Source organism: Cytobacillus gottheilii, from assembly GCF_001636345.1.
In the GTDB taxonomy this organism is placed as follows: Bacteria; Bacillota; Bacilli; order Bacillales; family Cytobacillaceae; genus Cytobacillus; species Cytobacillus gottheilii.
Window position 1 is genome coordinate 3,633,288 of the sequence record NZ_KV440945.1, and the last position, 24,343, is coordinate 3,657,630.

Consider the following 24,343-nt stretch of genomic DNA (forward strand, 5'->3'; position numbering starts at 1 on the left):
TTATATTTACACTTCACTCTATATTTGGGCAAATGTGGTAAAATAATGATAGCTATTCATTTTCCCAAAGGAAGGTTTACCAAAATGATCTATTTAAAAAGCTTTAAACTTTCCCCTCATACAGCCAGGAATCCAAATGCCTATCCGTACAATGTGTTTAAAAAAATAACTGGAGAAGTGTTTGTCTTTCATAATATTACAGTATTGTATGGCAGCAATGGTTCTGGTAAGTCTACACTCTTAAATTTAATGGCAAACAAGCTAAATATTGCTGGAGCGGAAGATCTTACGAATAATGGTTACAATACATACCCCACAGATTATTTGATGGAATGTTCGCACAGCCTTGGCGAAGTGATGAGTGACGGAGAGTCAAATCAAATACCGTCTAATAGCCAGTACATCAAAAGTGAAGATATTTTATATGAGATTAAGAAGATTCAGCAGGAAGCAGTTCTTAAGGAAGGTTACCTGTACCAGCACTCTAAATTGGGGTATACAAAGGAAAACTTGGAAAAGCTGAAAGACTCTTCAAAAATGTACAAAGAAATCGAGATTATGAAGTTTGCCAATGAGAAGTATTCTAACGGAGAGACATCCATGCAAATATTTGATGAGTATCTTACTCCTGATGGATTATATCTGCTCGATGAACCTGAAACATCTCTTTCGCCGACAAATCAAATTCTGTTAGCTGAAGAAATCAATAAACTGGCTAGATTTTTTAACTGCCAGTTTATTATAGCGACACATTCACCTTTTATGCTTGGAACACTAGATACTAAAATTTATAACCTTGACGCTCCGTTTTTAAGAACCTATAGATGGACGGAACTTGAAAATGTAAAGTATTTCTATGACTTTTTCAGAGACCGGAAAAGTGAATTTGAATAAATGATGGAAGTTGATTTATGTGCAATTTAATTGCATTTATGGTCTATTGTAAAATACCACCAATAAGTAATTGTTTTAAATTTGAATATATTAAGTAGTTCGCAAAAAAAGAGGAGAATACGTTTTGATAACGCCATCCTCCTCTTTTCGTGTAACATTCACTGCTTTTGCCCTAACTGCTGCGATAAATTCAATGTCTATCGATCAAGTACAACCTTCACACTCATAATAGGTGTCTTTTAATTCAATCGCTTTTACTAATCTTCCTAATTTTATATCCTCAACATCAGTAAATTCCATATCCGCTATTCGCTCCACTGCTACATTTTTTGCATCAGCTTCATCCTTTGCTACTATGCTATGCTCCCTGGAAATACCGCTTGAGATTATTTCGTACTCAAATAAGAATCTTTGCATTTCATTTAACCTCCCTTATGTCAACTGAAGATTGTCCCGTTTAAAATGCCATTAAAGGGGATGCAATAATCTATCATTATGATATTTTTTAGAATATCATGGTTACATCATAAGAAGCCAAAAATCAGCTTAACTATCTTTCATTTCATCCAATATAAAAAGTGATTTACGAATGCCATTTGAAATAGAAATCCGCACCACTTTTTATAGATTATCGTTTTTTCCAAGCTGGATCTTTTAAATCTGAACCATTTGGGATCCTAACTGACCTTAAGTAGCTACAGTCACTCGCTCCAAATTTTATATAATTTCGTTGACCTTGCCTTAAGGATACTACGTTCGCGCCTCCTTCATAGTCTGGATCTTCAAATTGAATGTTATCATCTTCCCAATAGCAAATTTCACATACAGTAAACGTTCCTGGCGGTTCTTCATTTAATGTTTTATACCCACAACATGGACAAGTAAATCTCATTTTCTCACCTCATGATTAAAACGTCTTACTTCTTGACTATGTATATGCTGAAACAAAGAGGAAGTGAATGCTTCTTCCTATCATTATTGAGAATTAACAACTGAAAACAAAACAGAGTCAGCAGTAGTGCTGACTCTGTTTTCGTATGACAGTGACCTCGTTTACCCACGATACTTTTGGAAAATATGCAGCAAGTTGTTACATATTTATGTCCTGCTCTTTATCGACTTACTCAATCATTCAAGAACCTCATCCGATTGCATTTACCATATTATTTTTAATCAGCCTAAGCAAGATTATTGTTTTAAGAGGCAATGATTTATTCACTTACCTATTCTTTTAATCCTGATTAAACCAAAGTGGATCTTTGTCATCCACATCGCCATTATAATTGATTAGAATTTCGTCGCCTTTTTTAATATCTGTGTAAGCATAGAAATCAAATGTATGGCCTTCAAAATTAATTTCATAAAAGGTATTAGGTTCATAAGAATGGTTAAATAACATTCCATAACCTAGAAGGATAGCTGAATGGTTTTTCCCATATTCAAAAGCGTAATCAGCGAGTAATGTTTTCTCGATATGCTGGTGCTGGTCATTCGGATAAGCAATAACAGGTGCTGCATGTAAAAGCTCACCTTTTTGAATGTCACGTGTAGCAAATACCCCTCTATTGAATTCCCCATCACTAAGTGGAGATGTTTTAATTTCAATCATGTTGTTCACCTACTCGCATTTTAAGACTTGATCTTTCTATTTTAACATTAAATTCAAGATGGAACTCTAAAAAGTTCCCTTTTAAAGCAAAACACTCAGTAGTTTTCTGCAAGGTGTAAACTTTTATCAAGAGTATTTTCAGTAAAATCTTATTCTTTGTCACGATCACGGAAACTAAACTTGAGGTAGCGTAAAAATTGACACCATATTCGTCTTTGCATTTTTTTCTACAGATTGTCTAAACTATTGCTAGGACGAATTAAAGGAGAAATCAGCATGTTTTCTACAGCTTTGGAAAATCTCGATCTTGGGGCAAAGGGGTTATGGTTTCCGATTATTATAAGCATAGCTCTATTTTTAACTCTTTGCTTCATTCCCAAACAGAAAATGAACATTGTAGAAATATATATCATTTTTTGTATCGTTGCGTTTTTTACATGGCTTTCAGATGGAATCGTTTTAAGAGTTTTCGACTTAATTGATTTAGGTGCCCCTGATAAACCCGGTTTAGGAGACATTTTATCTTATACATTCATTCCGCCATCCTTGGCATGCATATTTTTATGCTTTTTAGACAGCAGAAACAAATGGATTTTAGTGGTTTTGTTCACTGCTATCTCCTTTGCTATTGAAGTAGGGATGGAGTTCACTGGTTATATGGACACTAAAAATTGGTTTAAATATGCAACACTGATTCTTTATCTGATTACTTTTGCTTTCTTATTGCCTCTTCAATTAAAAATCATTAGGCAGAGATGATCATTTTATGGTCATTTTTTTCTTGCTTAATGTTGTTTTTTAATCATAAAAATGAACACATCTACACCGTTTAAATCCTTTATTGATTAAAGTTTTAACTATTTATTTTGAATAATATTCTTTCTTTTAATAAGGGAATACATAATTATTGAATGAAGTGTCCCACCTTTAGGTATCTATAGAATTCGATCTAACAGATCTCCTAACTTTTCAGCCATTTCCTTCGGTGTATAAGGCATTCGATTTTTCAGCCACCACTCTACAACACCTACATATGCATTGGCAGCAAATTCGGCAACGATTTCTTCATTTTGGCCAATGTTTTTCCCTGATAATACATCCAACTCTTTTTTGAACTCTTTGATATTATGCTGAACAAAGCGGCTTCGAAAATATGGTGCCCCTTCACTTGCCAGCATGGTCGAAAAAAATAAATAATTGCTTTCAAGATATTCCATGCAGTGCACTGTTGATTCAATCCAATCGAGATCAGCTTCCAGTTCACAGAGATTAGACATATGATTAATATGCCCTTCTATGACTTTATCCAGCAGATCATATTTATCCAGATAATGAAGATATACTGTTGCACGGTTAATGTCCGCCTTATCAGCTATATCCTGAATCGTAATGTAATCGAACTTTTTTTCTGCCATTAATTCAAGAAATGCCTTTTTGATTGCTTCTTGTGTTCTAGCAATTCTTCTATCTACTTTTGCCATGTTTAAAGATGCCCCCCATTAATTAAAAAACGACAATTTTAACTCATCTGTTGTGTATACGACAGATTAAAGAAAATTAACGATTTATAAGTATCGTTATCTATATCCTTATATTATAAATTATTGACAGGTGTCGTAAAAACATCATTTGTAATTAAAATATTTTATTTGAAAGGGTGAAAGAAACATGGCAATTGAAAACAAAGTTGTTATTATTACAGGCGCAAGTTCAGGCATTGGAGAAGCCTCTGCTAAGCTGCTGGCTGAGAAAGGTGCAAAAGTTGTACTTGGGGCAAGACGAGAAGATCAGTTAGCAAAACTAGTAGAAGAAATTAAATCAAAAGGCGGTCAAGCCGTTTATCGTGTTACAGATGTTGTGAATCCAGAAGATAATCAGCAGCTTATTCAATTAGCACTAGACACATTTGGCGGAGTCGATGTTATCTTCTTAAACGCTGGAATCATGCCTAATTCACCGCTTTCTGAATTAAAGACAGATGAGTGGAACAAAATGATTGATGTTAATATAAAAGGTGTATTGAATGGGATTGCTGCCATATTGCCCGCCTTTACATCACAAAAGTCTGGGCACATCATTACGACGTCATCCGTCGCTGGCCTAAAAGCTTATCCAGGCGGTGCAGTATATGGAGCAACAAAGTGGGCGGTTAGGAATCTAATGGAGGTCTTGCGCATGGAATCTGCTCAGGAAGGCACGAATATCAGAACAGCTACGATCTATCCTGCAGCAATCAACACAGAACTGTTAGAAACGATTACTGATAAAACAACTTCGGATGGAATGACCGCTTTATATGAACAATATGGAATTACTGCCGACCGAGTTGCCAATGTAGTAGCATTTGCAATAGATCAGCCAGAAGATACAAACATTAATGAATTTACCATTGGACCAACAAGCCAACCTTGGTAATATCATCATAACATTTAGATACATGCTTAAATTAGGACTATCAGAGTGAAGCTTTGATAGTCTTTTCTTTTGCTCACAATTCGGATAATTTTCAGAAATCCAAACACCGAAACAGAATTTGCCGTTTTATACGCTCTTTTTCCAGGGTATAGTCCCAATGACACCGCAATCCATTATAAATGAGGAGGAATGGTGATGGATTATAATCTATTCGGTCATTCAGGTTTAAGAGTTTCAAAATATGCTTTAGGAACGATCCCCTTCAGCGGGACAAACGGATTTGAAAAAGCGGCTGATATGGATCAGGAAACAGCCAATTATATGGTAGATTACGCGCTAGATCAAGGCATAAATCATTTTGACACCGCAAACCTTTATGCAAAAGGCGATTCAGAGATTGTCTTAGGAAAAGCCATTAAGGATAAGCGCCATAAGTTAGTCATCAGCAGTAAAACAGGTTTTCAGATAAACGATCAGCCAAATGATATTGGTGCAACCAGAAGCCAGATTGAAGCGTCCATTGATGCATCCTTAAAAAGGCTCGGTACAGACTTCATTGATTTATACTATGTTCATTTCTGGGATGGACAAGTACCCGTTTCCGAAACGATCCAAGTGATGAATGATCTGATTAAAAAAGGAAAAATCCGCTATTGGGGAGTGTCCAATTACAGCGGCTGGGCTCTTGCGAAAACACATACAATGGCAGTGGAAAACAAGCTGATCCCGCCAATTTCCCAGCAAATCTATTATACGCCGGAGGCACGAGAAGCAGAGTATGAACTTCTGCCGGCAGGCAAAGAACTCGGCATGGCAAACAGCATTTGGTCTCCACTTGGCTCAGGGCTTCTCACCGGAAAAATTACGAGAACTAAGAGAGCCGAACCAGGAACACGGCAAGGTGAAGGCTGGCAGGAACCATATATTAAAGATCTCGATTTATTTTACGATCTGGTCGATGCCCTGCAAGATGTAGCGTCCAAACACAATGCAACCGTTCCGCAAGTTGTTTTGGCATGGCTCCGCGATCGCCCAAATGTCGATTCTGTTGTAATTGCTGCCAGAAACAAAGAACAGCTGCATGAAAACATTGCATCGTATAATGTTAAGCTAACAGATGATGATTTCAGACAAATTAATGACTTAACAGCACTTGAACCGCTCTACCCGCTCTGGCATCGCGTGATGAACACAGCTGATCGTGCTTCCAATGCAGAGAAAGTGTACTTCGAGGATTACCATAAATTAATGGAAAGCAAAAAGCGAGATCTATAAGAATAAAGACAAAAAGACGAACGATCATTGAATAGATCGCTCGTCTTTTTGCCTTTAATAGGGGTTAACCTCTTACGTCTCTTTCATATTGAACGTCGTAAACATAATCAATGAAGCTCTTAAATTGGTCATCATAAATAAACTTAAAAGACCATTTCATTAGGTTTGTTAATATTTTATAGTACCAATTTGAAGGAAGAAGGGTAACTCTCACCTGAAGAATGGTTCCTTCATCAAACTCCTTCAATGTATATTCAGTCCTGCTGATTCCTTCTTTCGTATCCGTTTCAACAGCTACCTTATATGGGGGGGTGTATTTTGTATAGGTGGCTTTTGCTTCAAGTACCTTTTTTTCAAATTTTTGTCTTGAAATATAAGTAGAGCCTACTTTGATCTCATCTTTTGGAACTTCTGAAATATTTTCAATGATAAGTGAATTCCACTTTAAAACATGCTCATCATCATTTAAACATTCAAAAACTAACTGTATGTCCGCTTCAATTTCATTTTCGAATGTATAACACTCAATTTCTCTCACGTTCTTACTCCTAATCATAATAATATAAATAACATTATCCTATAAATAACATAATCTACTGTTTTTAGGAAGTGGAAATAAGATGCAGTTCTATTCAATTTTACTCTGTTTTATAAACCCGATCACAATCGGAATCATTGTACTCACTAGTACGACCGGCAAAAACCAAACTCCAAATCCATCGCTTTTCTCTAGTGCAATAGATGCGGATTCAAATAAAATAAAAGCAAAAATCATAAAACAGATATTTTTAATTTGATTTAAAAGTTTCCGGCTTACCAGATAGAATGCTTTTGCATTGTTCTCGTTCAATCTTTCAGGATAATTATGAACCTCTGGAAATTTTTCCAGCACTTGCATCATAACACCCATAATCACACCAATTGCCGGTAAAATCAACAGTTCCATTTTTGAACCCCAGCGATCCACTTCCCCAACCGCGTTATAATGCGCCGGGACCCTGTCTGGAAGCTCATTCCAATGATAAATTAAAAAGATAATTGAACCTAAGAAGACAGTATATCCAATAATATCCCAAACCCATTCGCTCTTTGTTTTCGCTAATTTGATTTTTGGCCTTTTCCCCGAATTTAACATTCTGATACCCCCCTATCAAAAACTTAATTATATCAGTTTATAATGGCATATAATTAATTACGTTTGAACTTTGAAAGGGTTTCATTTTTTGCTTACAGCATTCATTTATATAAAAAATTAGATGAAATGAATAATTATCTTCTTTTACAAATTAACTTAATATTCCGTTGGTCTGTTATTATTAGGCTTTCCCTCTAAAAAAAGAGCCCTTCCGTTTGGAGGAGCTCAATATGTACATTTTCTATTTCTTTCTAAAAATCTCTGTATTTTCAATACGAATCGAATCAACCTCTCCGCATTCTAAACAAAATGTATAGATTTTATTACCGCCACTCATAGACATTTTGCTGATTTTGATAGGCATATAATCTGTACCCTCTGCAAATTCAGTGCTGCCGCATTTTAGACACTCCTTATTCTCCATCTCCGTTTTCTTCTCCTCTCAATTAATAATGTTCTCTTTACTTTTTTATACGTTTCTATATTCAAAAAAGATTCATAAAAGAGAGGCTATTTGTGCTGCATATCAATCATACATAAAAATAAATACCGGTTCTTAAAAGAATGTGTTTTGAATCGCTACCTTCAGTGCAACTGACCTTCCAACTTGGTTATCCACTTGTAGTATAACAGCAGTATCAAGAAAAGAATGGGGTCAATTACAGCAGCGTGCCATAATGTCCACCAGCCGTAATTGAAATATCCCCATGGTTCAGGCAGTAATGTAATTGACTCATAAACCAATATCCCTACACTCCATATAACTATATATAAGAATTGTTTACTCCTTTTTTTTCGAAAAGGATACCAATTGAGAAACATCATATTAACTGGTGGAATTAGAATTGTATGAGGAATAAGCCCTTTCCAATCAATTTCCTGATCAAAATACCAGTAGCCATGGTATTTAAATTCAACCATGATGTCAAAAGCCTGTTGAAACGCAATGGTAAATGCCCATATATGGACAATTTGATTAAGGGTTAGCCTCTTATTTGTTTTAAACGCTATAAAGTTAAATATAATAACTGAAGCTATTAGTCCAATCATATTAAGCAATCCTTTTTTTCTTAGAATAACCCACTTTCCAAGTTAATTATTCGTTGTTTTTTAATTATATTTTCGCTTAACCTAAATGGCAGCTGGATAGTTGAATAATAATGTTTCCAATTTTCCCAATCTCCCCATTGTGCAAATTATCTGCTGCATATTAAATTCCAATACCAGGTAATTACTGTGCCTAGGATGTTAACTTAAAAACCTTTACAGAAGCATCAGCATAAAAAAACTCGCTATCCTTTTCACAAGAGCGCGAGTTTTTTGAATATGTAATTTAATCAATCTGAATAAAATATGGACCGCACTCTGGTTCATGAGTCATCACAAAGGTCCATTTCCCCTTCCAATCCATCACATAAAGGTCGTTATAATCCATGTTATCTTGGATGTATGGCAGATCATTGATTAAAAGTGTGTCTGCATTTTCAAGAAGATAAGCATCGTCGTTAAATTGATAAAAGATCGTACATTTAGGCTTTGTTTGCTGTAAAAATGCAGTTATTGCCTTCTCTTTCTTCAGGCATCTACCTTTATCCCAGCTGCATATATGCCAGAGAAAATCATCTACCCAAATCTCGTCTTGTTCCTCTTTGGAAAGAGAATTTCCAAAGCGTTCACGCCATGTTCTCCGTAAATAATTCCCCCACTTCGGTATTTCGATTTTCTTCATCCGTTTATCTCTCATTCTATATCTATTTCCTCTCTGCATTCATTTGAACTAATTTGCAGACAAATATAAAAGCCATCTAAGCAATTAAATATACATTCAAATTAACTATATAATAATGCCCCCAAGACACAAAAGAAAGATTTCAAGGAAAATCAAAAAATTCTATATTTAAAGGAGAAACCCCTGTATATTCCTTAAATTCCACCGAAAATTGAGTGCTGTCATTATATCCACTTCCAGTGCAATATCTGTTAATGAGAGTTTTTTTAGCTGAAAGCCGATTCTTATACCTTATCTCTAGATCATATTCATAATGCATTAAAAATTTAATTGTTGTAAATTAATACAGAGCGGTACGTTGTGCACATCTGCCCTTATTCTGTTAAAGGGGAATCATAAAATGAATTTCATAGAAAAGTTTCAAACATTTATCATATTAATTGCTGTTGGAATTGGCCTTTTATTAGGGCAGTTTTCTGTCTTTGAAAACCATGCAGAAAGGTTCATTCTGCCCTTTCTGCTGTTTATGTTATTTGGACTCTTTTTAACGATTCCATTAAAAGGGCTAAAGAACGCTTTTAGGAATATAAAGTTTCTGAGTACGGATGTTATCTTAAATTTTGTCTGGACTCCGCTTTTAGCATGGGGATTAGGAGCGGTTTTCTTATGGGAGCACCCAGCTCTTTGGCTCGGTTTTATCTTGCTATTAGTGACTCCTTGTACAGATTGGTATTTGATTTTCACTTCCATTGCCAGAGGCAACATCTCACTTTCAACCTCTGTCCTGCCTGTTAATTTAATTTTACAGGTTGTATTGCTGCCAATCTATTTACTCATCTTCGCTGGAACAATGGAAACTGTTGAAATGGCAGCCATTCTAGAAAGTGTCGTATTGGTCTTGCTGATTCCCTTTATCCTGGCATGTCTTACCCGCTATTTCTTTCGGACGCAAAATGAAAGATTAGAAAAAATAATCATTCCATTCTTTGCCTCCACCCAAATTTTGTTTTTATGTCTAGCGATTGTAGCCATGTTTGCATCACAAGGATCTTACCTCTTAAAAAATATAGAAGTCATTTGGATTATGCTCATCCCGCTTGCGATTTTTTATATCATCAATTTTATAGCGGCGCAGGCAACTGGAAAAGTCTTTCGATATAGTTATGAAGATACGGTAAGCTTAAGCATGACGATCATTGCACGGAATTCACCTGTTGCACTCGCGATTGTTCTTACGGCATTTCCCGACCAGCCTTTAATTGCTCTTGCACTTATTATCGGTCCATTGATTGAATTGCCTGTCTTGGCCATTGTGGCTCAAGTATTGTTGAAGATGAAAAGGAGTAAAGGCATGAATTGATGGTTTGGGTTAGTACTAATTCCATCCTAAGAAATAATTTATATATAAAAAGGATGACTGTGTTAGTCATCCTTTTTCGATCAATTTAATTTCTCACCTTGATAAACATTTACTGCAAGTGGAGCAGCCAGTAATTCTTTAGCAGCTGTGCTGAATTTTTGGAAGTGGCTGCTGGTATTATGGTTTTGAACAGCCTCCATGTCTTTCCAGTTTTCCACCATGATAAAGCTGTTAGCCTCTTTTGGATCCTGGAATAAGTCGTAGTATTCATTGCCCTCTTCGGCACGGCTTCCTTCCAAGACTGCCTCTACTTCTTGAAGGAATTCTTCCCTTTTCTCTTCTTTCACTGTCATTCTAGCATGAATAATAATCATTGTTTTTTCCTCCTTATTTCCATTCTGCAACTTGTTCAACCGGCATGCGGTAGGATTGGTAGCCTGCATCTGCTGCTTTTCCAATAGATAGCAGCATGACTGGAACATACCGGTCTTTATCTAAATCAAATGCTTCTCCAATTTGATCCTTCTCATATCCGCCAATCGGACATGTGTCATATCCAAATGCCTTTGCAGTCAGCATGATTCCCATGGATACTAAACCACTATCTATTAAGATGGTTTCCTTATTCGCCTGCGGAGTAATCCCAGAAAGCAACCCGCGGATGGAAGGTACTTGCTTATCCTTTACATCTTGAGGCATTAACCCAAGCTCGACTGCCTTTCCGTAAATTTCCTCCAAGTAGTCAAGATTATTCAGATCAGCAAAAACAGCTATGACAGCAGAGGAAGTTTTCACTTGCTGCTGATTAAATTTGGCAAGCGGAGCAAGCTTTGCTTTTGCTTCAGGACTTTCAATCACAACAAAACGCCAAGGCTGCAGGTTAACTGAAGATGGCGCCTTCGTAGCTGCTGCGAGAATCTCAGACATTTCTTCTTTACTGATTTTTACTTTTTCATCATATGTGCGTATAGAACGGCGATCCTGCATGATCTCCAGAAAAGCTTCTTTATTATATTTAGACATTTGGCTCATGATTTTCTCCTCCAAGTTGTTTCTTTGTAACAAGGGACACATTTTCACTCACTTTACTCAGCATCTGCAGAAATTGTTCTAGCTCTGCGTCTGAAAAGCCGGCAAGAGTTTCGTCTACAAATTGACTCTTTTCGTGAAAAGATTGCTGTATGTGTCTCTTCGCTTCTTCCTCCAGCTTTACCCATGTAGCTCGCTGATCATTTGCTTTTTTGTAGCGTACAATCGTACCTGCAGCCTCAAGCTGCTTCAAGTGGCGGGTAACAGCGGCAGCATCGATATTCACTTCGCCTTGCAGTGCGGATTGAGTCACTTCCTCATGCTGCAGCAAATAATGAAGAATCTCTATTCGAGATGGACTGGCTCCTAAGCAAGACTCGAACTTTGAACAGAGCTCCTTATTCACAGCCTGCAGCTGCAGGAAAATCTGCAATCGGACAGAACAAGCATTCACAGGCAGAACTCCTTTCTATATAATTGATACGTCAATGTTTGATACGTCAATAATACAGTGCTGTTATTTAACTGTCAAACAAAGAGCACACCAGAAACAAATCTAACACGCATTTTGATTAAGCAGGGTATGTCTTCAAACAATAACACCTGCATAAAAAAAGAGATTATGTAACTCACACAAAATCTCTCTTATACTCATAAAATTCTTTGTCAGATTGCCTTTTCACCTTATAGCAGACGTAGTTTTATAGTCAGCCTCTGCCTCTTTTTTCACCTTCTCACAAAACTTCACTACAACTCGATCGCCTGCAAAAAATAAAAATAGTTTGAGGAACGCTTTTAGCGGCTTATTTCTGGTAGTGTATGTAAACTGTGTTTTCTGATCGTTGATTTTTCTTAATTCATACTTTGCGGTAATTTCGAACATTTTTGCTAACGTGAAACCAACTTTCAGGTTTTTCTCGTCGGGAGTATTGAGGTATTCTAAAGTTTCAATATCGTATTCTTCTATTCTTTTGCCTTCTTTATATTTTTGGCGATAAATACTTCCTACCTTTTCTTCTGTCACTTTAACGGGTTTATTCTCGAGGACTCCCGGCATAATCCTCTGCATGTTCTCAACCGGCCCGTCTAAAAAGCTCCATACATAATCGATTGGTGCATCTATTTCAATGGTCTTTGTCCATTCTTTCAACGTAATTCACCTCGGATTTTATAGGTTTTTGTGAATCATCTACATCTCTATATCCTTTTTAAACGTTCTTAGTTAGAAACCATTTCTGATAAAATCAATCTGTTCCATAATGATCTCACTATTATAGAGAATAGGGACAGAGATCACTAGATATATAAGGGTTAAAATATGTTGCTTAGTCTTTTTTAAATACACCCACTCCAAGACCATTTGAAAACCAAAAGAGGTTATAAAGAAGCTAATTAAATACCATTTAATATTTAATTCCATTTGAAGTATAAACAGCAGCACACTCAGATGGACAACTAAAAGAATGCCCCGTCCCCATTGATCTATCTTTTTACCAGCTGTTTCAGAAAGGCTTTTCCTCTTAATTCCGAATACCTTAACCAGTACTCTTTCAAGTGCAAAAAACACTACAGAAAAGAATAAGAAGAAGATAAAATAATTCATCACAACTTTCCCCCATTCACCTATATTTTATATTTATCTACTGTACTTACTCATGTTTAAACAGTACTAACCTGCATTTTTCACATCTAACAGCGTGGATTTTTTTTCATCTTAGAAATGCACCTTTACTTAATGCTTCATGATCATCATCAGCAAAAATGGACTCTGGAGAATCTGACCAGCTAATTCGGCGAGTTAAAAAAATATATCCGTGCTTCACATTATTATTGCACCTGAGGGCATTGTGTCACATCAATCATGTAAATATAAACCACCTTTTCCATTTCCTTATATTTAAATTCTATGTGACTTATGAAGTAACCTGCCCTTTTATAAAATTAAAAAGCTGCCAAACGAGGCAGCTTAGGTTAAATGTGACAAGATTTAATTGGGACAGACCTAAATCCAATATCTCGTTTAATCATTATTTTATATAATGTTTTTTAAAGTCTGGATGCATGGAAAACTTGTGGCGTAAATGGATAAGGTTATCTCCAAAGCTTTCTTCTAATAGACCTCTGTGCTTCTCCATTATTTCCATGAGATACAAATCATGAATGATAAACTCTGTAATTGGCATCACCAAACCGACATGTCTTGTCCATGCTGCACGGCTATCTTTTCCCAAAGAAACAATTCCTGCTACGACTTCTGTATCATCTGAGCTAATAACGATCCATCGCCCGCCATACTCTTCAGTAATCTCATCTCCCATATAGTGATGGTACACATAAGCAAAATCAGACGTGATTTCACCATAAGAGATGATGATTATATCCACACCCTTTTTGGCTGCCTGCCTTAGTTCATGCTCCAACGCCTCGTACTCCTCATCCCATACCTCTAAAAGAATTCTCTTTTTGGCAGAGCATATACACTCTTTTACCTTATCAAGGATTTCACTGCTTCCTGTGATATTCCAGATATTTTCCCGGTCATTAGCAGAACGTTCAAACTCTGCTAATGATTTTTCGGCCAGTTCAAAATTCTCTTCCGCTTCCCTGCGGCGATTTTTAATTAACTCCTTAGCAGGAACAGGGGTATATTGCGGCGTGCTTCCAGGACTTACTAAAATATCTCCGCGTAAAGCGAGACTGTCCAGAACTTCATAAATTCTCGACCGAGGTACACCAGAGTTTTTCGCTACGGCATATCCTGTTAATGGAGATTCCTCCAATAAGGTTAGATATGCTTTCGCTTCATATTCCGTAAAATGCAGATTTTTTAATGTTTCATAAATAATTTCTTTCATCACTTGTTCACCCTCAGTATTAGTCGCTACTATAGTAACTATTATTTTATCAAAACGTATTGATCATTTCCAAATCCTTCTGCTATACTCATAAAAGTAGTTACCTTGGTAGTCACTAATTAAAAGGAGGGAAAACATGATGGATAGTTTACTTACATACATATCGATTGCTGCAATGATGGTCATTATTCCAGGTGCAGATACGATGCTTCTGGTGAAAAACACACTAAGCTACGGCACAAAAGCTGGACGATATACGGTCCTCGGAATGGTTACTGGACTCTCCTTTTGGACGCTAATCGCGATTCTTGGATTATCTGTTGTCATTGCACAGTCTGTTATACTCTTTAATACAATCAAGTATTTGGGAGCTGCTTATTTAATTTATTTGGGAATCAGAAGCTTCTTTGCTAAAAGTGTGTTTTCTCTAGAGGAAATGAAAGAACAAGCCAATTCACCTGTGAATTCTTCAAAGACCCACAATAAAGAATCCTTTATGCAAGCATTACTGAGTAATGTGCTCAATCCAAAAACCGTACTGGTTTATATAACAATTATGCCTCAATTTATTGATTTAAACGGACACATTAATCAGCAATTAATCCTGTTAGCATCCATTCTTACCTTACTTGCCGTTTTATGGTTTCTAACCCTTGTCTATGTGATTGATTACGCCAAAAAATGGCTGAATAATTCTAAATTCCAAAAAGCATTCCAAAAATCAACAGGCATCATTTTAGTTGGATTTGGTGTTAAGACAGGGATTTAAAAAAGCTGCCTCAAGTTAGGCAGCTTTTTTCTGCAATATCGAATAACTTAAAACGCTGGCGGAGTGACAGAAAAAAGAATCGAAGCATGCTCCTCGAAATGATTTTCCCATTTATGCTTCATATATGCTGGAATTTTGACACTATCTCCGGTGTCTAAAATATACTCCTGATCGTTTAGGTACACTTTAATTTTCCCCTGCAAGACATATGCTACTTCTTCTCCTTTATGTTCAAGAAGCTTTTCAGAAGAGGATGAGTTAGGGGGAACATTCATAATTGCTGTTGCCAATGTTCCTGTAAAATCTGGAGAAAGCAATTCATACGAAAGATTTTCAACCACCATTTGCTTACGCTCATTGTGCCGAACGATTAACTCTTCGGTATTAGATTCTTCTAATAAAAAACTAAAGGTGGGAACATTAAGGGCTTTCGCCAACACCTTCAGTGTCTGAATAGATGGATTCGCCAAACCCTCAAATGATTCAGCTCTTTATGGTTGTATGAACTTGGAATTATATTAGAAATATTATGGAGAATTTCTAGAATTTATATCTAAAAAAATTCCACCCCAACAGCGGAATTTAACTTAGCTGCTGTATATTATTTATCTATAACAGGCACCCAAAGCTCATTACTAGGTTGACGTTCTGGCGGATAATAACACTCAATGCAAGGCACATTAGCCAGTTCGTAGCCAGAGCTTGGAACCCATTCTGTATATAATCCCTTCCATGCAGTGGTTATGTCAGGAAAAACTGCCCAAGTTCGATGTGAAATAATTAGGGATTCCATATCACTTGGCACTTCACCATCGTATCTTACACCCATAAAGTATGAAAACTCATCATCTAGAATGACAGCCTCTTTTCCACAAACCCCCAACAGACCTTCTAGCTTACATTTAGGTTTTTCCCACGACAGATTCACCAATTTCCGTACAAAGCCATCCTTTGTTGCCGTATTCCAAATCGCTGGAATTGCTTGAAACGCTTTGCTTGTTTGAACCTGCGTTCCTCTGCCAATCAATTTTATATGTAAATCCAAATGTTCTATTCGATACTCCATTTCATTACCTCTCTTTTATTGAATTTTGAAGAGCACCTATTTTAACTGATCAATTCTGAATATAGTCATTTAATGTTTCTCTTAAAATCCTTCATATTCCTTCTCTCATTGTACGATTCCATGACTATTCCAGAACTCTATTTTTTCAGGCAGTACTTAACCGTCCATGTCATGTTCTCATCTTTTGAGAAACCAGCTAGTTTTCTTATTAAACAAACCAGTGGTTATAAAGTCTTTTGACAATTATACCTCATGGGGGTATTATAAATAAAATAGCTTTTAGCTGACTTAAAAATGCTTGAATGGAGGAATTCAGATGAACAAATATGTATTAATAGGAATACTGACCTTACTAACAGTGTTCGGCTTATCAGCTTGCGGCGGAAGTGATGAGAATGTCTCAGACGAAAATAACGGCAGCGACTCTCATTCACATGAAGAGATGGATACAGTGATAGATGAAGAGTCAGATGCTCATTCTGATCATGAAGGAATGAACCACTCTGGTTCTAGTGAAGTACCAGAAGGTTTGACAGAAGCAGAAAAACCAGCCTATCCTGTTGGCAGCAAGGCGATTATCAACGCACAGCACATGGCTGGAATGAACGGTGCTGAAGCAGAAATATCCGGTGCCTTTGATACAACAGTTTATTCTGTAACGTATACCTCAACAACCGACGGTGAATTAGTGAAAGATCATAAATGGGTAGTACATGAAGAGCTTGAAAATGAGGGCTCCGCACCCTTTCAGCCTGGTGATGAAGTGGTTTTAAATGCTGATCATATGGATGGGATGAATGGAGCAGCAGCGGTTATTGATTCTGCTGAGCAAACTACAGTATATATGGTTGATTATATTGACACTGAAACGGAAGAAGCTGTTACCTATCATAAATGGGTGACAGAAGGCGAATTATCCTCATTATAGTAACTCTGTAGAATTTCATTGCTATAACTATTAAGAAATAAACCGCTCTAGGGTTACAGTTCAAGAGTGCTGTTGGTACTTTTAGCCCTTAAATCTTCCTGTACATCTAACATTAAAATAGGAACCCTTCCGCTGAACGGGTTCCTATTTCTGAAATTTTAATTCATTCACCAAACACAAACAACACAAGAAAGGCAACTATAAATATTACGAGAAATAAACCTAATGCGTATAGAAAAGATGGTTTCTTCTTTTTTAAATTTGGTTCCATAAAAACAGCCCTTTCGTACAAGTTTCATAATTTCAGCTTAACATTTTCGCTAGTATGATTCATTCATAAGTGCAAGTGATTTTTATTATTCACAACAATGGTCTTATTACGATATATCATAAACCTATTAAAAAAGTTCGGTTTCCCAACGTCTTCAAAATGTCGGTTCCATTTAAACATACTAAAGAATATCTTTACCGTGGGCTTGTAGTGAGCCTGTTCTAAACGCAGTTTCTGCCGCAAGAACCTCTTTATGATCCGATAGGTGCGGATTGAATAGTTTGTATCAAGAAAAATGATGATCTCTGCATGCCGAAAGCTTTCGGCAACCCATTCTTCATTATGCACACCCTCAATGATCCAGCTTTCAGAATGAATAATTCTATTTAAATAATCTTTTCTATCCTCTTCAGTCCTTCTTTTATCACCTGACTTATGCCTGATCCATACCACATTATCTAACTCGTAATATGGGATTGTGAACTTTGCCGAAAGCTCTTTAGCCAGAGAAGTTTTGCCGCTTCCCACCGACCCAATGATATGTATTTTCTTCGGGATTGTTTTTATAAATGGCACCTCCTCAAACAGGGATTCATTCACATATTCTACAATGGTGTATATTTTCCCTTTTGCTTTTGATAAACGGCGTCAAACAACCCTGCATTCCTATTCATAAGCGGAGAAATTCCGGTTAATTTGTATAAAGAGGTTAAAATGGAGGAAATAAGCGGAAATATTCCGGTTAACAGCTAAATTTGTAACGAAATATAAGGTTTTTGTTCAAATAGTCGGAAAAACTCCGCTTATTTTGCAGGAATTAAGGTCGTTTCCCGGAATAAGCGGAATTCCTCCACTAGCATTGCATATGTATCCACAGGCCAAAAATTACCTCCTATTAATTGAAAAAATAGGAGGCTATTTTATGGACGCAAACAAAAAAGTCTCCTAAAGTAGAAGCTGAACCCACGTTATCCGTGACTGCTACTAAAGGAGACTTTCATGGATAACATTATATCAGATCAGAACGTATTTAGTAAATTCCTATCTTTCTTACCGTTTGAAACATTTAAGTGTTCATTTTTAGACAATGGTGTAAAAAAACTGACCACCGCAAATTTAATGAAGATTTGTGTCACCATGCAATTGGGAAATTGGAAATCCTATGAGGAAACAGAAGAACGTATTCGTGCCATGGAAGGGACAGAGGAACTGTTTGGTCTCACTAGTATTAGTGCTTCTCAACTATGTCGACGAGTCAATGCTTTACCTTCCATACTTCCACGGCAGTTATTTCTTGCCGCTGTTAGCCAATTGAGTAAGCTAACAAGTAACGGCAAAGGGATCCCTTCTTTGGGACGTCTTCATCTTGTAGATTCTTCTTCTCTACTTCTTGGACCTACACTCGGAAAATGGACGTATTTTACAAAGCACAGTAATTGTGTGAAGCTCCATACTCGGATTGTCATAACGGATCCTGGTACAGCTTATCCTGACATGGTCATTCCTTCTACAGGTAATGTGGATGATCGTGAAGTTATGCTTGAGCTCGTGACAGATGCTCATGCGACCCATGTGATGGACCGCGGGTATGTGGATTACAAAAAAATGGACTATTGGGTGGAAAACCAGATTCCGTTCGCGATGCGTATCCAAGCTAAGCATAAGGCTAACGTGATAAAATCCTATGAAGCCCCCGATGGGGGCAGGGTTAAGCTAGACGCCTTAGTCGTCATGGGGAGTAACTTCAGATCCATGGAACAACCCCTTCGTCTCGTTGAATTTACGGATGAAGAGGGGAAAGAATACCGTGTTGTAACCAATCGATGGGATTTGACATCAGAAGAAGTAACCGAATTGTACCGGCATCGTTGGATCATTGAACTGTTTTTCAAGTGGATGAAACAGCATTTGCGTCTAGTTAAACTACAAAGTACCCAACCACAAGGAATTTGGAATCAGATTTTCTTTGCGATGACGGCGTACTGTGTCACTTTATATATTCGGTTAGTTGAGAAAACGAAAAAGACTACCTGGAAAGTACTTACCTTACTCCGCATCCATTCCGATAGGACATGGAAAAGTTTTCTCCAAGAGTTACACCGTATACCAAAAAGAACATCGAAAGGAAGACAAAAGAGCCAGCACCCACCAAATGAAATTGAACTTGATGATGCAGGTGTGGCCATTGTAAAACCAGTGGGGGTAAGTACTAGCTCGATGGCAAAATATAAGAAAAAAAGAAAATAATATCCAAATTTTGGGTAACTGGGTTCAATTACAACCCCCCTTGACTTTTTGGCTCAGAACCAAGAAATCAGAATGGGAAAATCATACATAAAAGTAATATAAAACAATCCCGGTGCGCCATTGTGGATATTTTTGCAATGCTAGTGGAATTCCTCCCTTTATTTACTTCTCGAAATAGCTTTGTTATGCATAAGGAGAAACCCAGCAGTTTTTTCAGCAGACGCCTTACTTTCGTATATGCGCCCAAGCTGCATGAGATTACCCTTTGCCAATCGTATCATTCAATTTATCGCGGTATTTGTCTCTCCACGTTTTCGTGTCCTTCAACAGTTCATCACAAAATGCAGCTACATCCGTTCCGGTCAGCTCCGTTACTTTTTTGCCTTCTGCCGCGCCTTGTTCAAAAAGATCAATAATTCCTGTAAAAATACGATTCGTGTCCTGCCAGTCAGAAGGACCATCTGCGGTCCATATATATTTTTTGATGGCTTCATATGCATTGTGATATTCGCTTGGAAGTGCCTTTGCACGGTTCTCCAGCGCTTTCCATTCCCGTTTGTCTTCCAGACTTCCAATCAATTTTTCAAAAATGCTCATATCATTTCTCTCCTTTTTCTTTGGTTTTAAGCTCCGTAATCTTACTTGAAACAAATTCCCATTTTCTCCAAAACGTCTGGAGATGCTCTTGGCCGGCTTCATTGAGTGTGTAGAATTTTCTTGGCGGTCCTTTAGTGGAGGCTTTTTTCGTAATGTTCACCAGATTGTTTTTCTCGAGCCGCATTGTAATCGTATAGACCGTGCCTTCAACGACATCGGTGAAGCCGAGTTCCCGCAGCTGCTGTGTGATCTCATAGCCATATGTTTCGCCGCTGCTGATGATTTCGAGCACACACCCTTCCAGCACTCCTTTCAGCATTTCAGTAATATTATCCAAAATTTTATCCTCCATTATATTTAAGTACTCTGTATTAACAGTATTCTGTATTACTAACTACCACTATATAGTATTACAAAGTACTAAAAGATGTCAACAACCTTAATCAATTATCTTCAAATGGATAATTTAAAATTTTGGAAAAAAAACACCTTCCTGCAAGACAGGAAGGCATTCTATAAGACTTCTGAAACACTATTTTATTGAAGAATATAGCTGGCTAAGGCATTTCATTTTAGGATGAGTATTATTCAGCTAATGATATTATGTCCTTTTCAAGCGGCCTAATCTTACCTGGCGCCATAAAAATTTTAACAAGGTGGCAGCCGCAAAGATGATCATTAAAATTAAGGTAATGGAAGCACCAGGCGGGGTACCTAATTCATAGGAAGCGACCAACCCGCTCAGCATGCCGGCAAGGGCGATAACCATTCCTAGAAAAATGACACCCATGAAGCTTTTGCTTAGCCGCAGTGAGATGGCCGCGGGCAAAATGATGATAGCCGAGACAAGCAAAGCCCCGACGATTGGCATGATGATCGCGATCGTGACTCCTGTTAGTACATTAAACAATATGGACATCATTTTAATAGGCAAACCTGCAGTAAAAGCTGTTTCCTCGTCAAACGTAAGAATGTACATAGGCTTTCGAAAAATAAAATAAAGGACACCAATAATAGCTGTTAAGGCGATTAACATCCAGATTTGCTGTTCACTAATGGTCACAATGGAGCCAAATAAAAACTGCGTCATGCTAAGTGTTGCTCCACCATCGTTTAACCCCATTAAGACCAGTGCCAGAGCCATTCCAGCAGACATTAATATCGCAACTGAAATTTCTGAATAGGTTCGGTACATTTGCCGTAAAAATTCTAATAAAATAGCTATGACAGCCACTACTAAAATATTGGTCCATGTAGGATTCACACCCATTAACAGACCTAGTGCCACTCCCGCTAAAGAGATATGTGATAGAGTGTCCGCCATAAGCGATTGCCTGCGGAGAATCAAAAACAAACCTAATATGGGGGCAATGAGAGAAATTAGGATGGAAGCTTGGAAAGCTCTTTGCATGAATCCATAGAGAAACATCTCCAAGGCGAGCCCTCCTTCCGCACTAACTCAATATGCTTATTAGCGTAATGGCGAATTTCTTCATGATCATGCGTAACCATTAGAATTCCCTTGCCATGCTCTAAGCAATTGTGCCTTAATAATTGATAAAATTCTTCTCGGGAATGGACATCCATACCCGTTGTAGGTTCATCCAGAATAAATAAGTCAGGGTCAGTTGCAAACACACGCGCAATTGAAATCCGCTGCTTTTGCCCGCCTGACAATTCCCCTATCTTTTTATGGCGCATGTCCCACATTCCAACAGATTCTAAAGAACGGCGAACATGCTCTTTGTCTGCTTGATCGAGTCGTTTAAACCATTTGCCTCTTTGATAACGTCCGGATTGAACCAGTTCCAGAACCGTGCTCGGAAAACCAGCGTTAAAAGAGGCAATCTGCTGTGATACATAACCAACTACCAGCTTCTCACCGTATTGATTTTTCTTTGAAAGCTGAACCCTTCCTTTTGATGGTTTTAATAGACCCAAAATATTTCGCAAAAGCGTTGTCTTCGCTGCACCGTTTTCTCCGGTGAGCATCACAAAATCTTTTGGACCTACCACAAAAGAGATATTCTCTAAAACAGGCTCTTCTTTATAATGAAAGGCAAGATTCTCTACTTCAATATAATGCACAATCATGCGACCTTTCTTTATGGGATTCTAGTATATTTATATTTTGGCTGTGAGGGAATATGACCATTTAGAATAGTGGCGTAACTCCCCGACTTTGGGGAGTTACTGGCTGTTATTAACCACCCAACTTGCGGGTTCCATGTTACTTCGGGCGTTTATAGCCTCGGTTAACCACCCATCTGCAAGATCCCACCGGATTTTAGGCTTTACCCAAGAGCGTAAAAAGCATGTGTAGCAAACTCATCTTTTTACCAAACCGTGAGGGAAGCGAGAAGAAAGTAGATCAAGGAAGCGACCGAACGAGCACCGGAACGTACATCGTACGTGAGAAGCGCAGTGAAAGAGCTGACGCAGAGATACGCCGCTTATCGATTTCCGAACCACGCCACCCTGCTCCATTACTGAACACTCAGCTGCAAAGACTCCAGGTTTTCCCGCATTGCTTCAATATATCCTAAATCTTTTTCTTCTAATTCTTTAGAGAGTACTTCTAAATCAAACAATGTTGCTGTTTCTGTCCCAGTTTCAGCTGCAACCGTTTCAGCTATGCTTGAGTTGGCTCCCTGCTGATAGTAGATGATCGGCACTTTATGTTCTTTTACTAAGTCTCCAATCTCTGCTATACGTGAAGGACTTGGTTCCACTTCTGTTGATAAGCCGCCAATGGCAATTTGTTCTAAATCATACCGATCTGCTAAGTAGCCAAAAGCCTGATGCTGTACAACAAATACACGTTTTTCTGCATCTTCTAGCGCAGCTTCGTAATCCTCATGCAATTCTTGCAATTCATTATTAAAAGCCTCTGTATTTTTTTCGTAGACTTCTTTTCCATCTGGATCGGCTTTGATAAGAGCATCACGGATGATTTTCACTTGCTCTTGCACTAAAACAGGATCAAGCCAAATATGGGGATCCTTATTTTCATGGTCGTCAATTAAAACGGAAATCGGCTCTGATTCAGCATACGTATTATGATCATCATCAAGCAGGACTGCTTTTATATCAAAGCTCTCTCCTGTATTTTTATATTCAAAATGATCGGTTTCTTGACCAGAAATAGCTTCCCATTCCTCGTCTTCTCCTGAGCGTGAATACCAATGCCAATGCTGAAAGTCCGCCTCACCTTGCAGTTCTGCCACAAGGGTAACGACATCACCTGTATGATAGTGATCTGCTAATCCAATGATCTCTACAGACTCAACACCTTCTGCACTTCCATGTTCATGATCGTGATTTGTTTCCTCACCTTCACCATGACTGTGATCATGTCCCTCTTCATCGCCATGCTCATGACCTTCTTCATCACCATGCTCATGACTATGCTCTTGCTCTTCTTCGCCATGTTCATGTCCTTCTTCTTCCCCGTGGCCAGGTGTTTCGCCATGGTTATCAATAACAATTTTTACAGGCTCGGATTCTGCAAACTCTCTATGATTATCATCAAATAAGACTGCACGAACTTCAAAATTGTCTATGGATGCTAAATATTCAAGTTCGGAGGAAAATTCATTTGGTATTGCTGCCCATTCATCGTCAGCACTTTTCCTCGTATACCAGTGCCAGTGTTCAAACTCTGCACCATTATCTGTTACTGCACTTAATTTGATCATATCACCAGTATGGTAATGTTCAGCAGCACCTTGGATTTCAATGTTTACAGGTTCTTGTTCTTCACCACCACTATGTTCATGGCTATGAGCTGATTCCACACCATCCGCTGTACGCGCAACAACTAATTTCTCATTCTCAGTCGTTTCTAATAAGCTTTCAGCCCAATGTTCCATCTCTTCACTGCTATAGACAAACACATCTGCTTCATTTACCTTTGCAACATCTTTAGCGCTTGGCTCATAATGATGGGCATCTTCACCAGCTGATACCATTAATGAGACTTCGGCTCGCTCTCCTGCCACTTGGCGGGCAAACTCATACATCGGATAAAAGGATGTAACAACAGATAGCTTACCTTCTGTATTTTCTTCACTGTTTTCGTCGGAACTTTGACAGCCATATAGAATAGTAGACATGACCAGCATTAAACCAAACCATTTTTTCATTTCTCTTTCCCTCCAACTG

The 24,343-nt window shown here is 37.8% G+C and carries 29 protein-coding genes and 2 pseudogenes; 8 read left to right on the top strand and 23 right to left on the bottom strand.

From position 1 onward, the window contains the following. The first annotated feature begins 84 nt into the window (after window positions 1–84). Window positions 85–894 carry an AAA family ATPase gene (locus A6754_RS17560; protein WP_066448827.1) on the top strand — a complete coding sequence of 270 codons (810 nt, stop codon included), beginning with the start codon at window positions 85–87 and terminating at the stop codon, window positions 892–894. Between the two features lie 204 nt (window positions 895–1,098). On the opposite strand, the gene A6754_RS17565 is transcribed toward A6754_RS17560, so the two are convergent. The 3 genes from A6754_RS17565 to A6754_RS17575 form a co-directional block, all read right to left on the bottom strand. Next, window positions 1,099–1,311 carry a hypothetical protein gene (locus A6754_RS17565; protein ID WP_066448830.1) on the bottom strand — a complete coding sequence of 71 codons (213 nt, stop codon included), beginning with the start codon at window positions 1,309–1,311 and terminating at the stop codon, window positions 1,099–1,101. A gap of 211 nt (window positions 1,312–1,522) precedes the next feature. Then, window positions 1,523–1,786 carry a CPCC family cysteine-rich protein gene (locus tag A6754_RS17570; RefSeq protein ID WP_066448833.1) on the bottom strand — a complete coding sequence of 88 codons (264 nt, stop codon included), beginning with the start codon at window positions 1,784–1,786 and terminating at the stop codon, window positions 1,523–1,525. 339 nt (window positions 1,787–2,125) lie between these two features. Continuing rightward, complete coding sequence (locus A6754_RS17575; protein WP_066448836.1) at window positions 2,126–2,503, bottom strand: SET domain-containing protein; 378 nt, start codon at window positions 2,501–2,503, stop codon at window positions 2,126–2,128. Window positions 2,504–2,779: 276 nt separating this feature from the next. On the opposite strand from A6754_RS17575, the gene A6754_RS17580 reads away from it, so the two are divergent. Beyond that, complete coding sequence (locus tag A6754_RS17580) at window positions 2,780–3,262, top strand: hypothetical protein (protein ID WP_066448842.1); 483 nt, start codon at window positions 2,780–2,782, stop codon at window positions 3,260–3,262. Window positions 3,263–3,438: 176 nt separating this feature from the next. On the opposite strand, the gene A6754_RS17585 is transcribed toward A6754_RS17580, so the two are convergent. Further along, a complete protein-coding gene (locus tag A6754_RS17585) occupies window positions 3,439–3,984 on the bottom strand; it encodes a TetR/AcrR family transcriptional regulator (protein WP_066448844.1) in 546 nt (181 codons plus the stop codon). A gap of 187 nt (window positions 3,985–4,171) precedes the next feature. On the opposite strand from A6754_RS17585, the gene A6754_RS17590 reads away from it, so the two are divergent. Both A6754_RS17590 and A6754_RS17595 read left to right on the top strand, forming a co-directional pair. Beyond that, window positions 4,172–4,918: an SDR family oxidoreductase gene (locus A6754_RS17590; RefSeq protein WP_066448846.1), complete on the top strand. Its 747-nt coding sequence runs from the start codon at window positions 4,172–4,174 to the stop codon at window positions 4,916–4,918. A 195-nt stretch (window positions 4,919–5,113) separates the two neighbouring features. Next, window positions 5,114–6,193, top strand: a complete 1,080-nt coding sequence (locus tag A6754_RS17595) for an aldo/keto reductase (protein ID WP_066448848.1) — start codon at window positions 5,114–5,116, stop codon at window positions 6,191–6,193. A 64-nt stretch (window positions 6,194–6,257) separates the two neighbouring features. Here A6754_RS17595 and A6754_RS17600 read toward each other — a convergent pair whose 3' ends face one another. From A6754_RS17600 to A6754_RS17620, 5 genes are all read right to left on the bottom strand, one after another. Further along, window positions 6,258–6,731 (bottom strand): SRPBCC family protein, encoded by a 474-nt coding sequence (locus tag A6754_RS17600; RefSeq protein WP_066448849.1) that lies wholly within the window; start codon window positions 6,729–6,731, stop codon window positions 6,258–6,260. 90 nt (window positions 6,732–6,821) lie between these two features. After that, complete coding sequence (locus tag A6754_RS17605) at window positions 6,822–7,328, bottom strand: DUF1648 domain-containing protein (protein WP_066448850.1); 507 nt, start codon at window positions 7,326–7,328, stop codon at window positions 6,822–6,824. A gap of 241 nt (window positions 7,329–7,569) precedes the next feature. Next, the gene (locus A6754_RS17610; protein ID WP_066448853.1) at window positions 7,570–7,752 is read right to left on the bottom strand and encodes a hypothetical protein; all 183 of its coding nucleotides are present in this window, start codon (window positions 7,750–7,752) and stop codon (window positions 7,570–7,572) included. A gap of 161 nt (window positions 7,753–7,913) precedes the next feature. Continuing rightward, window positions 7,914–8,378, bottom strand: a complete 465-nt coding sequence (locus tag A6754_RS17615; protein WP_066448856.1) for a hypothetical protein — start codon at window positions 8,376–8,378, stop codon at window positions 7,914–7,916. A gap of 283 nt (window positions 8,379–8,661) precedes the next feature. Beyond that, window positions 8,662–9,072, bottom strand: coding sequence for a DUF4275 family protein (locus tag A6754_RS17620; RefSeq protein WP_066448860.1), 411 nt, complete (start codon window positions 9,070–9,072; stop codon window positions 8,662–8,664). A 385-nt stretch (window positions 9,073–9,457) separates the two neighbouring features. Between A6754_RS17620 and A6754_RS17625 the strand changes: the two genes are divergently transcribed. Then, window positions 9,458–10,417 carry an arsenic resistance protein gene (locus tag A6754_RS17625; protein ID WP_066448863.1) on the top strand — a complete coding sequence of 320 codons (960 nt, stop codon included), beginning with the start codon at window positions 9,458–9,460 and terminating at the stop codon, window positions 10,415–10,417. An 80-nt stretch (window positions 10,418–10,497) separates the two neighbouring features. On the opposite strand, the gene A6754_RS17630 is transcribed toward A6754_RS17625, so the two are convergent. The 6 genes from A6754_RS17630 to A6754_RS17655 all read right to left on the bottom strand — a co-directional run bounded on the left by A6754_RS17630 (window position 10,498) and on the right by A6754_RS17655 (window position 14,301). Then, entirely contained in the window at window positions 10,498–10,791 is a 294-nt protein-coding gene (locus A6754_RS17630; protein WP_066448868.1) for a putative quinol monooxygenase, read from the bottom strand. A 13-nt stretch (window positions 10,792–10,804) separates the two neighbouring features. Then, window positions 10,805–11,440, bottom strand: coding sequence for a nitroreductase family protein (locus A6754_RS17635; RefSeq protein ID WP_257299215.1), 636 nt, complete (start codon window positions 11,438–11,440; stop codon window positions 10,805–10,807). Then, window positions 11,433–11,900 (bottom strand): MarR family winged helix-turn-helix transcriptional regulator, encoded by a 468-nt coding sequence (locus A6754_RS17640; RefSeq protein ID WP_180320245.1) that lies wholly within the window; start codon window positions 11,898–11,900, stop codon window positions 11,433–11,435. Before A6754_RS17640 ends, A6754_RS17635 begins: the two co-directional genes overlap by 8 nt. 225 nt (window positions 11,901–12,125) lie before the next feature. Continuing rightward, window positions 12,126–12,596, bottom strand: coding sequence for an SRPBCC family protein (locus A6754_RS17645; protein WP_066448888.1), 471 nt, complete (start codon window positions 12,594–12,596; stop codon window positions 12,126–12,128). 72 nt (window positions 12,597–12,668) lie between these two features. Further along, entirely contained in the window at window positions 12,669–13,049 is a 381-nt protein-coding gene (locus tag A6754_RS17650; RefSeq protein WP_066448895.1) for a DUF4181 domain-containing protein, read from the bottom strand. A gap of 424 nt (window positions 13,050–13,473) precedes the next feature. Further along, a complete protein-coding gene (locus A6754_RS17655; RefSeq protein ID WP_066448899.1) occupies window positions 13,474–14,301 on the bottom strand; it encodes a TrmB family transcriptional regulator in 828 nt (275 codons plus the stop codon). A 139-nt stretch (window positions 14,302–14,440) separates the two neighbouring features. On the opposite strand from A6754_RS17655, the gene A6754_RS17660 reads away from it, so the two are divergent. Then, window positions 14,441–15,070 carry a homoserine/threonine efflux transporter gene (locus A6754_RS17660; protein WP_066451714.1) on the top strand — a complete coding sequence of 210 codons (630 nt, stop codon included), beginning with the start codon at window positions 14,441–14,443 and terminating at the stop codon, window positions 15,068–15,070. Window positions 15,071–15,117: 47 nt separating this feature from the next. Here the strand turns inward: A6754_RS17660 and A6754_RS17665 are convergent. Together A6754_RS17665 and A6754_RS17670 are read right to left on the bottom strand one after the other, a co-directional pair. Then, a pseudogene (locus A6754_RS17665) lies at window positions 15,118–15,543 on the bottom strand (cupin domain-containing protein); the annotation flags it as partial. A gap of 128 nt (window positions 15,544–15,671) precedes the next feature. Beyond that, window positions 15,672–16,151, bottom strand: a pseudogene (locus tag A6754_RS17670) (GyrI-like domain-containing protein); the annotation flags it as partial. 301 nt (window positions 16,152–16,452) lie between these two features. On the opposite strand from A6754_RS17670, the gene A6754_RS17675 reads away from it, so the two are divergent. Continuing rightward, complete coding sequence (locus A6754_RS17675) at window positions 16,453–17,064, top strand: YdhK family protein (RefSeq protein WP_066448908.1); 612 nt, start codon at window positions 16,453–16,455, stop codon at window positions 17,062–17,064. Window positions 17,065–17,398: 334 nt separating this feature from the next. Here A6754_RS17675 and A6754_RS17680 read toward each other — a convergent pair whose 3' ends face one another. Then, window positions 17,399–17,911 carry an AAA family ATPase gene (locus A6754_RS17680; protein WP_257298470.1) on the bottom strand — a complete coding sequence of 171 codons (513 nt, stop codon included), beginning with the start codon at window positions 17,909–17,911 and terminating at the stop codon, window positions 17,399–17,401. Window positions 17,912–18,334: 423 nt separating this feature from the next. Here A6754_RS17680 and A6754_RS17685 point away from each other — a divergent pair, with 423 nt between their 5' ends. Next, on the top strand, window positions 18,335–19,582 hold the full coding sequence (locus tag A6754_RS17685) for an IS4 family transposase (RefSeq protein ID WP_066442575.1): 1,248 nt from the start codon (window positions 18,335–18,337) through the stop codon (window positions 19,580–19,582). A 258-nt stretch (window positions 19,583–19,840) separates the two neighbouring features. Here A6754_RS17685 and A6754_RS17690 read toward each other — a convergent pair whose 3' ends face one another. From A6754_RS17690 to A6754_RS17710, 5 genes are all read right to left on the bottom strand, one after another. Then, window positions 19,841–20,179 (bottom strand): DUF1048 domain-containing protein, encoded by a 339-nt coding sequence (locus A6754_RS17690; RefSeq protein ID WP_066448912.1) that lies wholly within the window; start codon window positions 20,177–20,179, stop codon window positions 19,841–19,843. Between the two features lies 1 nt (window position 20,180). Further along, entirely contained in the window at window positions 20,181–20,516 is a 336-nt protein-coding gene (locus A6754_RS17695) for a PadR family transcriptional regulator (RefSeq protein ID WP_066448915.1), read from the bottom strand. Between the two features lie 264 nt (window positions 20,517–20,780). After that, on the bottom strand, window positions 20,781–21,614 hold the full coding sequence (locus A6754_RS17700) for a metal ABC transporter permease (protein ID WP_066448918.1): 834 nt from the start codon (window positions 21,612–21,614) through the stop codon (window positions 20,781–20,783). Next, window positions 21,560–22,273, bottom strand: coding sequence for a metal ABC transporter ATP-binding protein (locus tag A6754_RS17705; RefSeq protein WP_371806968.1), 714 nt, complete (start codon window positions 22,271–22,273; stop codon window positions 21,560–21,562). The genes A6754_RS17700 and A6754_RS17705 overlap by 55 nt, the downstream gene beginning before the upstream one ends. Before the next feature lie 392 nt (window positions 22,274–22,665). Further along, window positions 22,666–24,324, bottom strand: a complete 1,659-nt coding sequence (locus A6754_RS17710; protein ID WP_066448921.1) for a metal ABC transporter solute-binding protein, Zn/Mn family — start codon at window positions 24,322–24,324, stop codon at window positions 22,666–22,668. Window positions 24,325–24,343 lie beyond the last annotated feature (19 nt).

Excerpts from the sequence above, each read along its gene's own strand:
- A6754_RS17560 (WP_066448827.1), top strand. The coding sequence starts at position 85 with ATGATCTATTTAAAAAGCTTTAAACTTTCCCCTCATACAGCCAGGAAT.
- A6754_RS17565 (WP_066448830.1), bottom strand. The coding sequence starts at position 1,311 with ATGCAAAGATTCTTATTTGAGTACGAAATAATCTCAAGCGGTATTTCC.
- A6754_RS17570 (WP_066448833.1), bottom strand. The coding sequence starts at position 1,786 with ATGAGATTTACTTGTCCATGTTGTGGGTATAAAACATTAAATGAAGAA.
- A6754_RS17575 (WP_066448836.1), bottom strand. The coding sequence starts at position 2,503 with ATGATTGAAATTAAAACATCTCCACTTAGTGATGGGGAATTCAATAGA.
- A6754_RS17580 (WP_066448842.1), top strand. The coding sequence starts at position 2,780 with ATGTTTTCTACAGCTTTGGAAAATCTCGATCTTGGGGCAAAGGGGTTA.
- A6754_RS17585 (WP_066448844.1), bottom strand. The coding sequence starts at position 3,984 with ATGGCAAAAGTAGATAGAAGAATTGCTAGAACACAAGAAGCAATCAAA.
- A6754_RS17590 (WP_066448846.1), top strand. The coding sequence starts at position 4,172 with ATGGCAATTGAAAACAAAGTTGTTATTATTACAGGCGCAAGTTCAGGC.
- A6754_RS17595 (WP_066448848.1), top strand. The coding sequence starts at position 5,114 with ATGGATTATAATCTATTCGGTCATTCAGGTTTAAGAGTTTCAAAATAT.
- A6754_RS17605 (WP_066448850.1), bottom strand. The coding sequence starts at position 7,328 with ATGTTAAATTCGGGGAAAAGGCCAAAAATCAAATTAGCGAAAACAAAG.
- A6754_RS17610 (WP_066448853.1), bottom strand. The coding sequence starts at position 7,752 with ATGGAGAATAAGGAGTGTCTAAAATGCGGCAGCACTGAATTTGCAGAG.
- A6754_RS17615 (WP_066448856.1), bottom strand. The coding sequence starts at position 8,378 with ATGATTGGACTAATAGCTTCAGTTATTATATTTAACTTTATAGCGTTT.
- A6754_RS17620 (WP_066448860.1), bottom strand. The coding sequence starts at position 9,072 with ATGAGAGATAAACGGATGAAGAAAATCGAAATACCGAAGTGGGGGAAT.
- A6754_RS17625 (WP_066448863.1), top strand. The coding sequence starts at position 9,458 with ATGAATTTCATAGAAAAGTTTCAAACATTTATCATATTAATTGCTGTT.
- A6754_RS17630 (WP_066448868.1), bottom strand. The coding sequence starts at position 10,791 with ATGATTATTATTCATGCTAGAATGACAGTGAAAGAAGAGAAAAGGGAA.
- A6754_RS17635 (WP_257299215.1), bottom strand. The coding sequence starts at position 11,440 with ATGTCTAAATATAATAAAGAAGCTTTTCTGGAGATCATGCAGGATCGC.
- A6754_RS17650 (WP_066448895.1), bottom strand. The coding sequence starts at position 13,049 with ATGAATTATTTTATCTTCTTCTTATTCTTTTCTGTAGTGTTTTTTGCA.
- A6754_RS17655 (WP_066448899.1), bottom strand. The coding sequence starts at position 14,301 with ATGAAAGAAATTATTTATGAAACATTAAAAAATCTGCATTTTACGGAA.
- A6754_RS17660 (WP_066451714.1), top strand. The coding sequence starts at position 14,441 with ATGGATAGTTTACTTACATACATATCGATTGCTGCAATGATGGTCATT.
- A6754_RS17675 (WP_066448908.1), top strand. The coding sequence starts at position 16,453 with ATGAACAAATATGTATTAATAGGAATACTGACCTTACTAACAGTGTTC.
- A6754_RS17685 (WP_066442575.1), top strand. The coding sequence starts at position 18,335 with ATGGATAACATTATATCAGATCAGAACGTATTTAGTAAATTCCTATCT.
- A6754_RS17690 (WP_066448912.1), bottom strand. The coding sequence starts at position 20,179 with ATGAGCATTTTTGAAAAATTGATTGGAAGTCTGGAAGACAAACGGGAA.
- A6754_RS17705 (WP_371806968.1), bottom strand. The coding sequence starts at position 22,273 with ATGATTGTGCATTATATTGAAGTAGAGAATCTTGCCTTTCATTATAAA.
- A6754_RS17710 (WP_066448921.1), bottom strand. The coding sequence starts at position 24,324 with ATGAAAAAATGGTTTGGTTTAATGCTGGTCATGTCTACTATTCTATAT.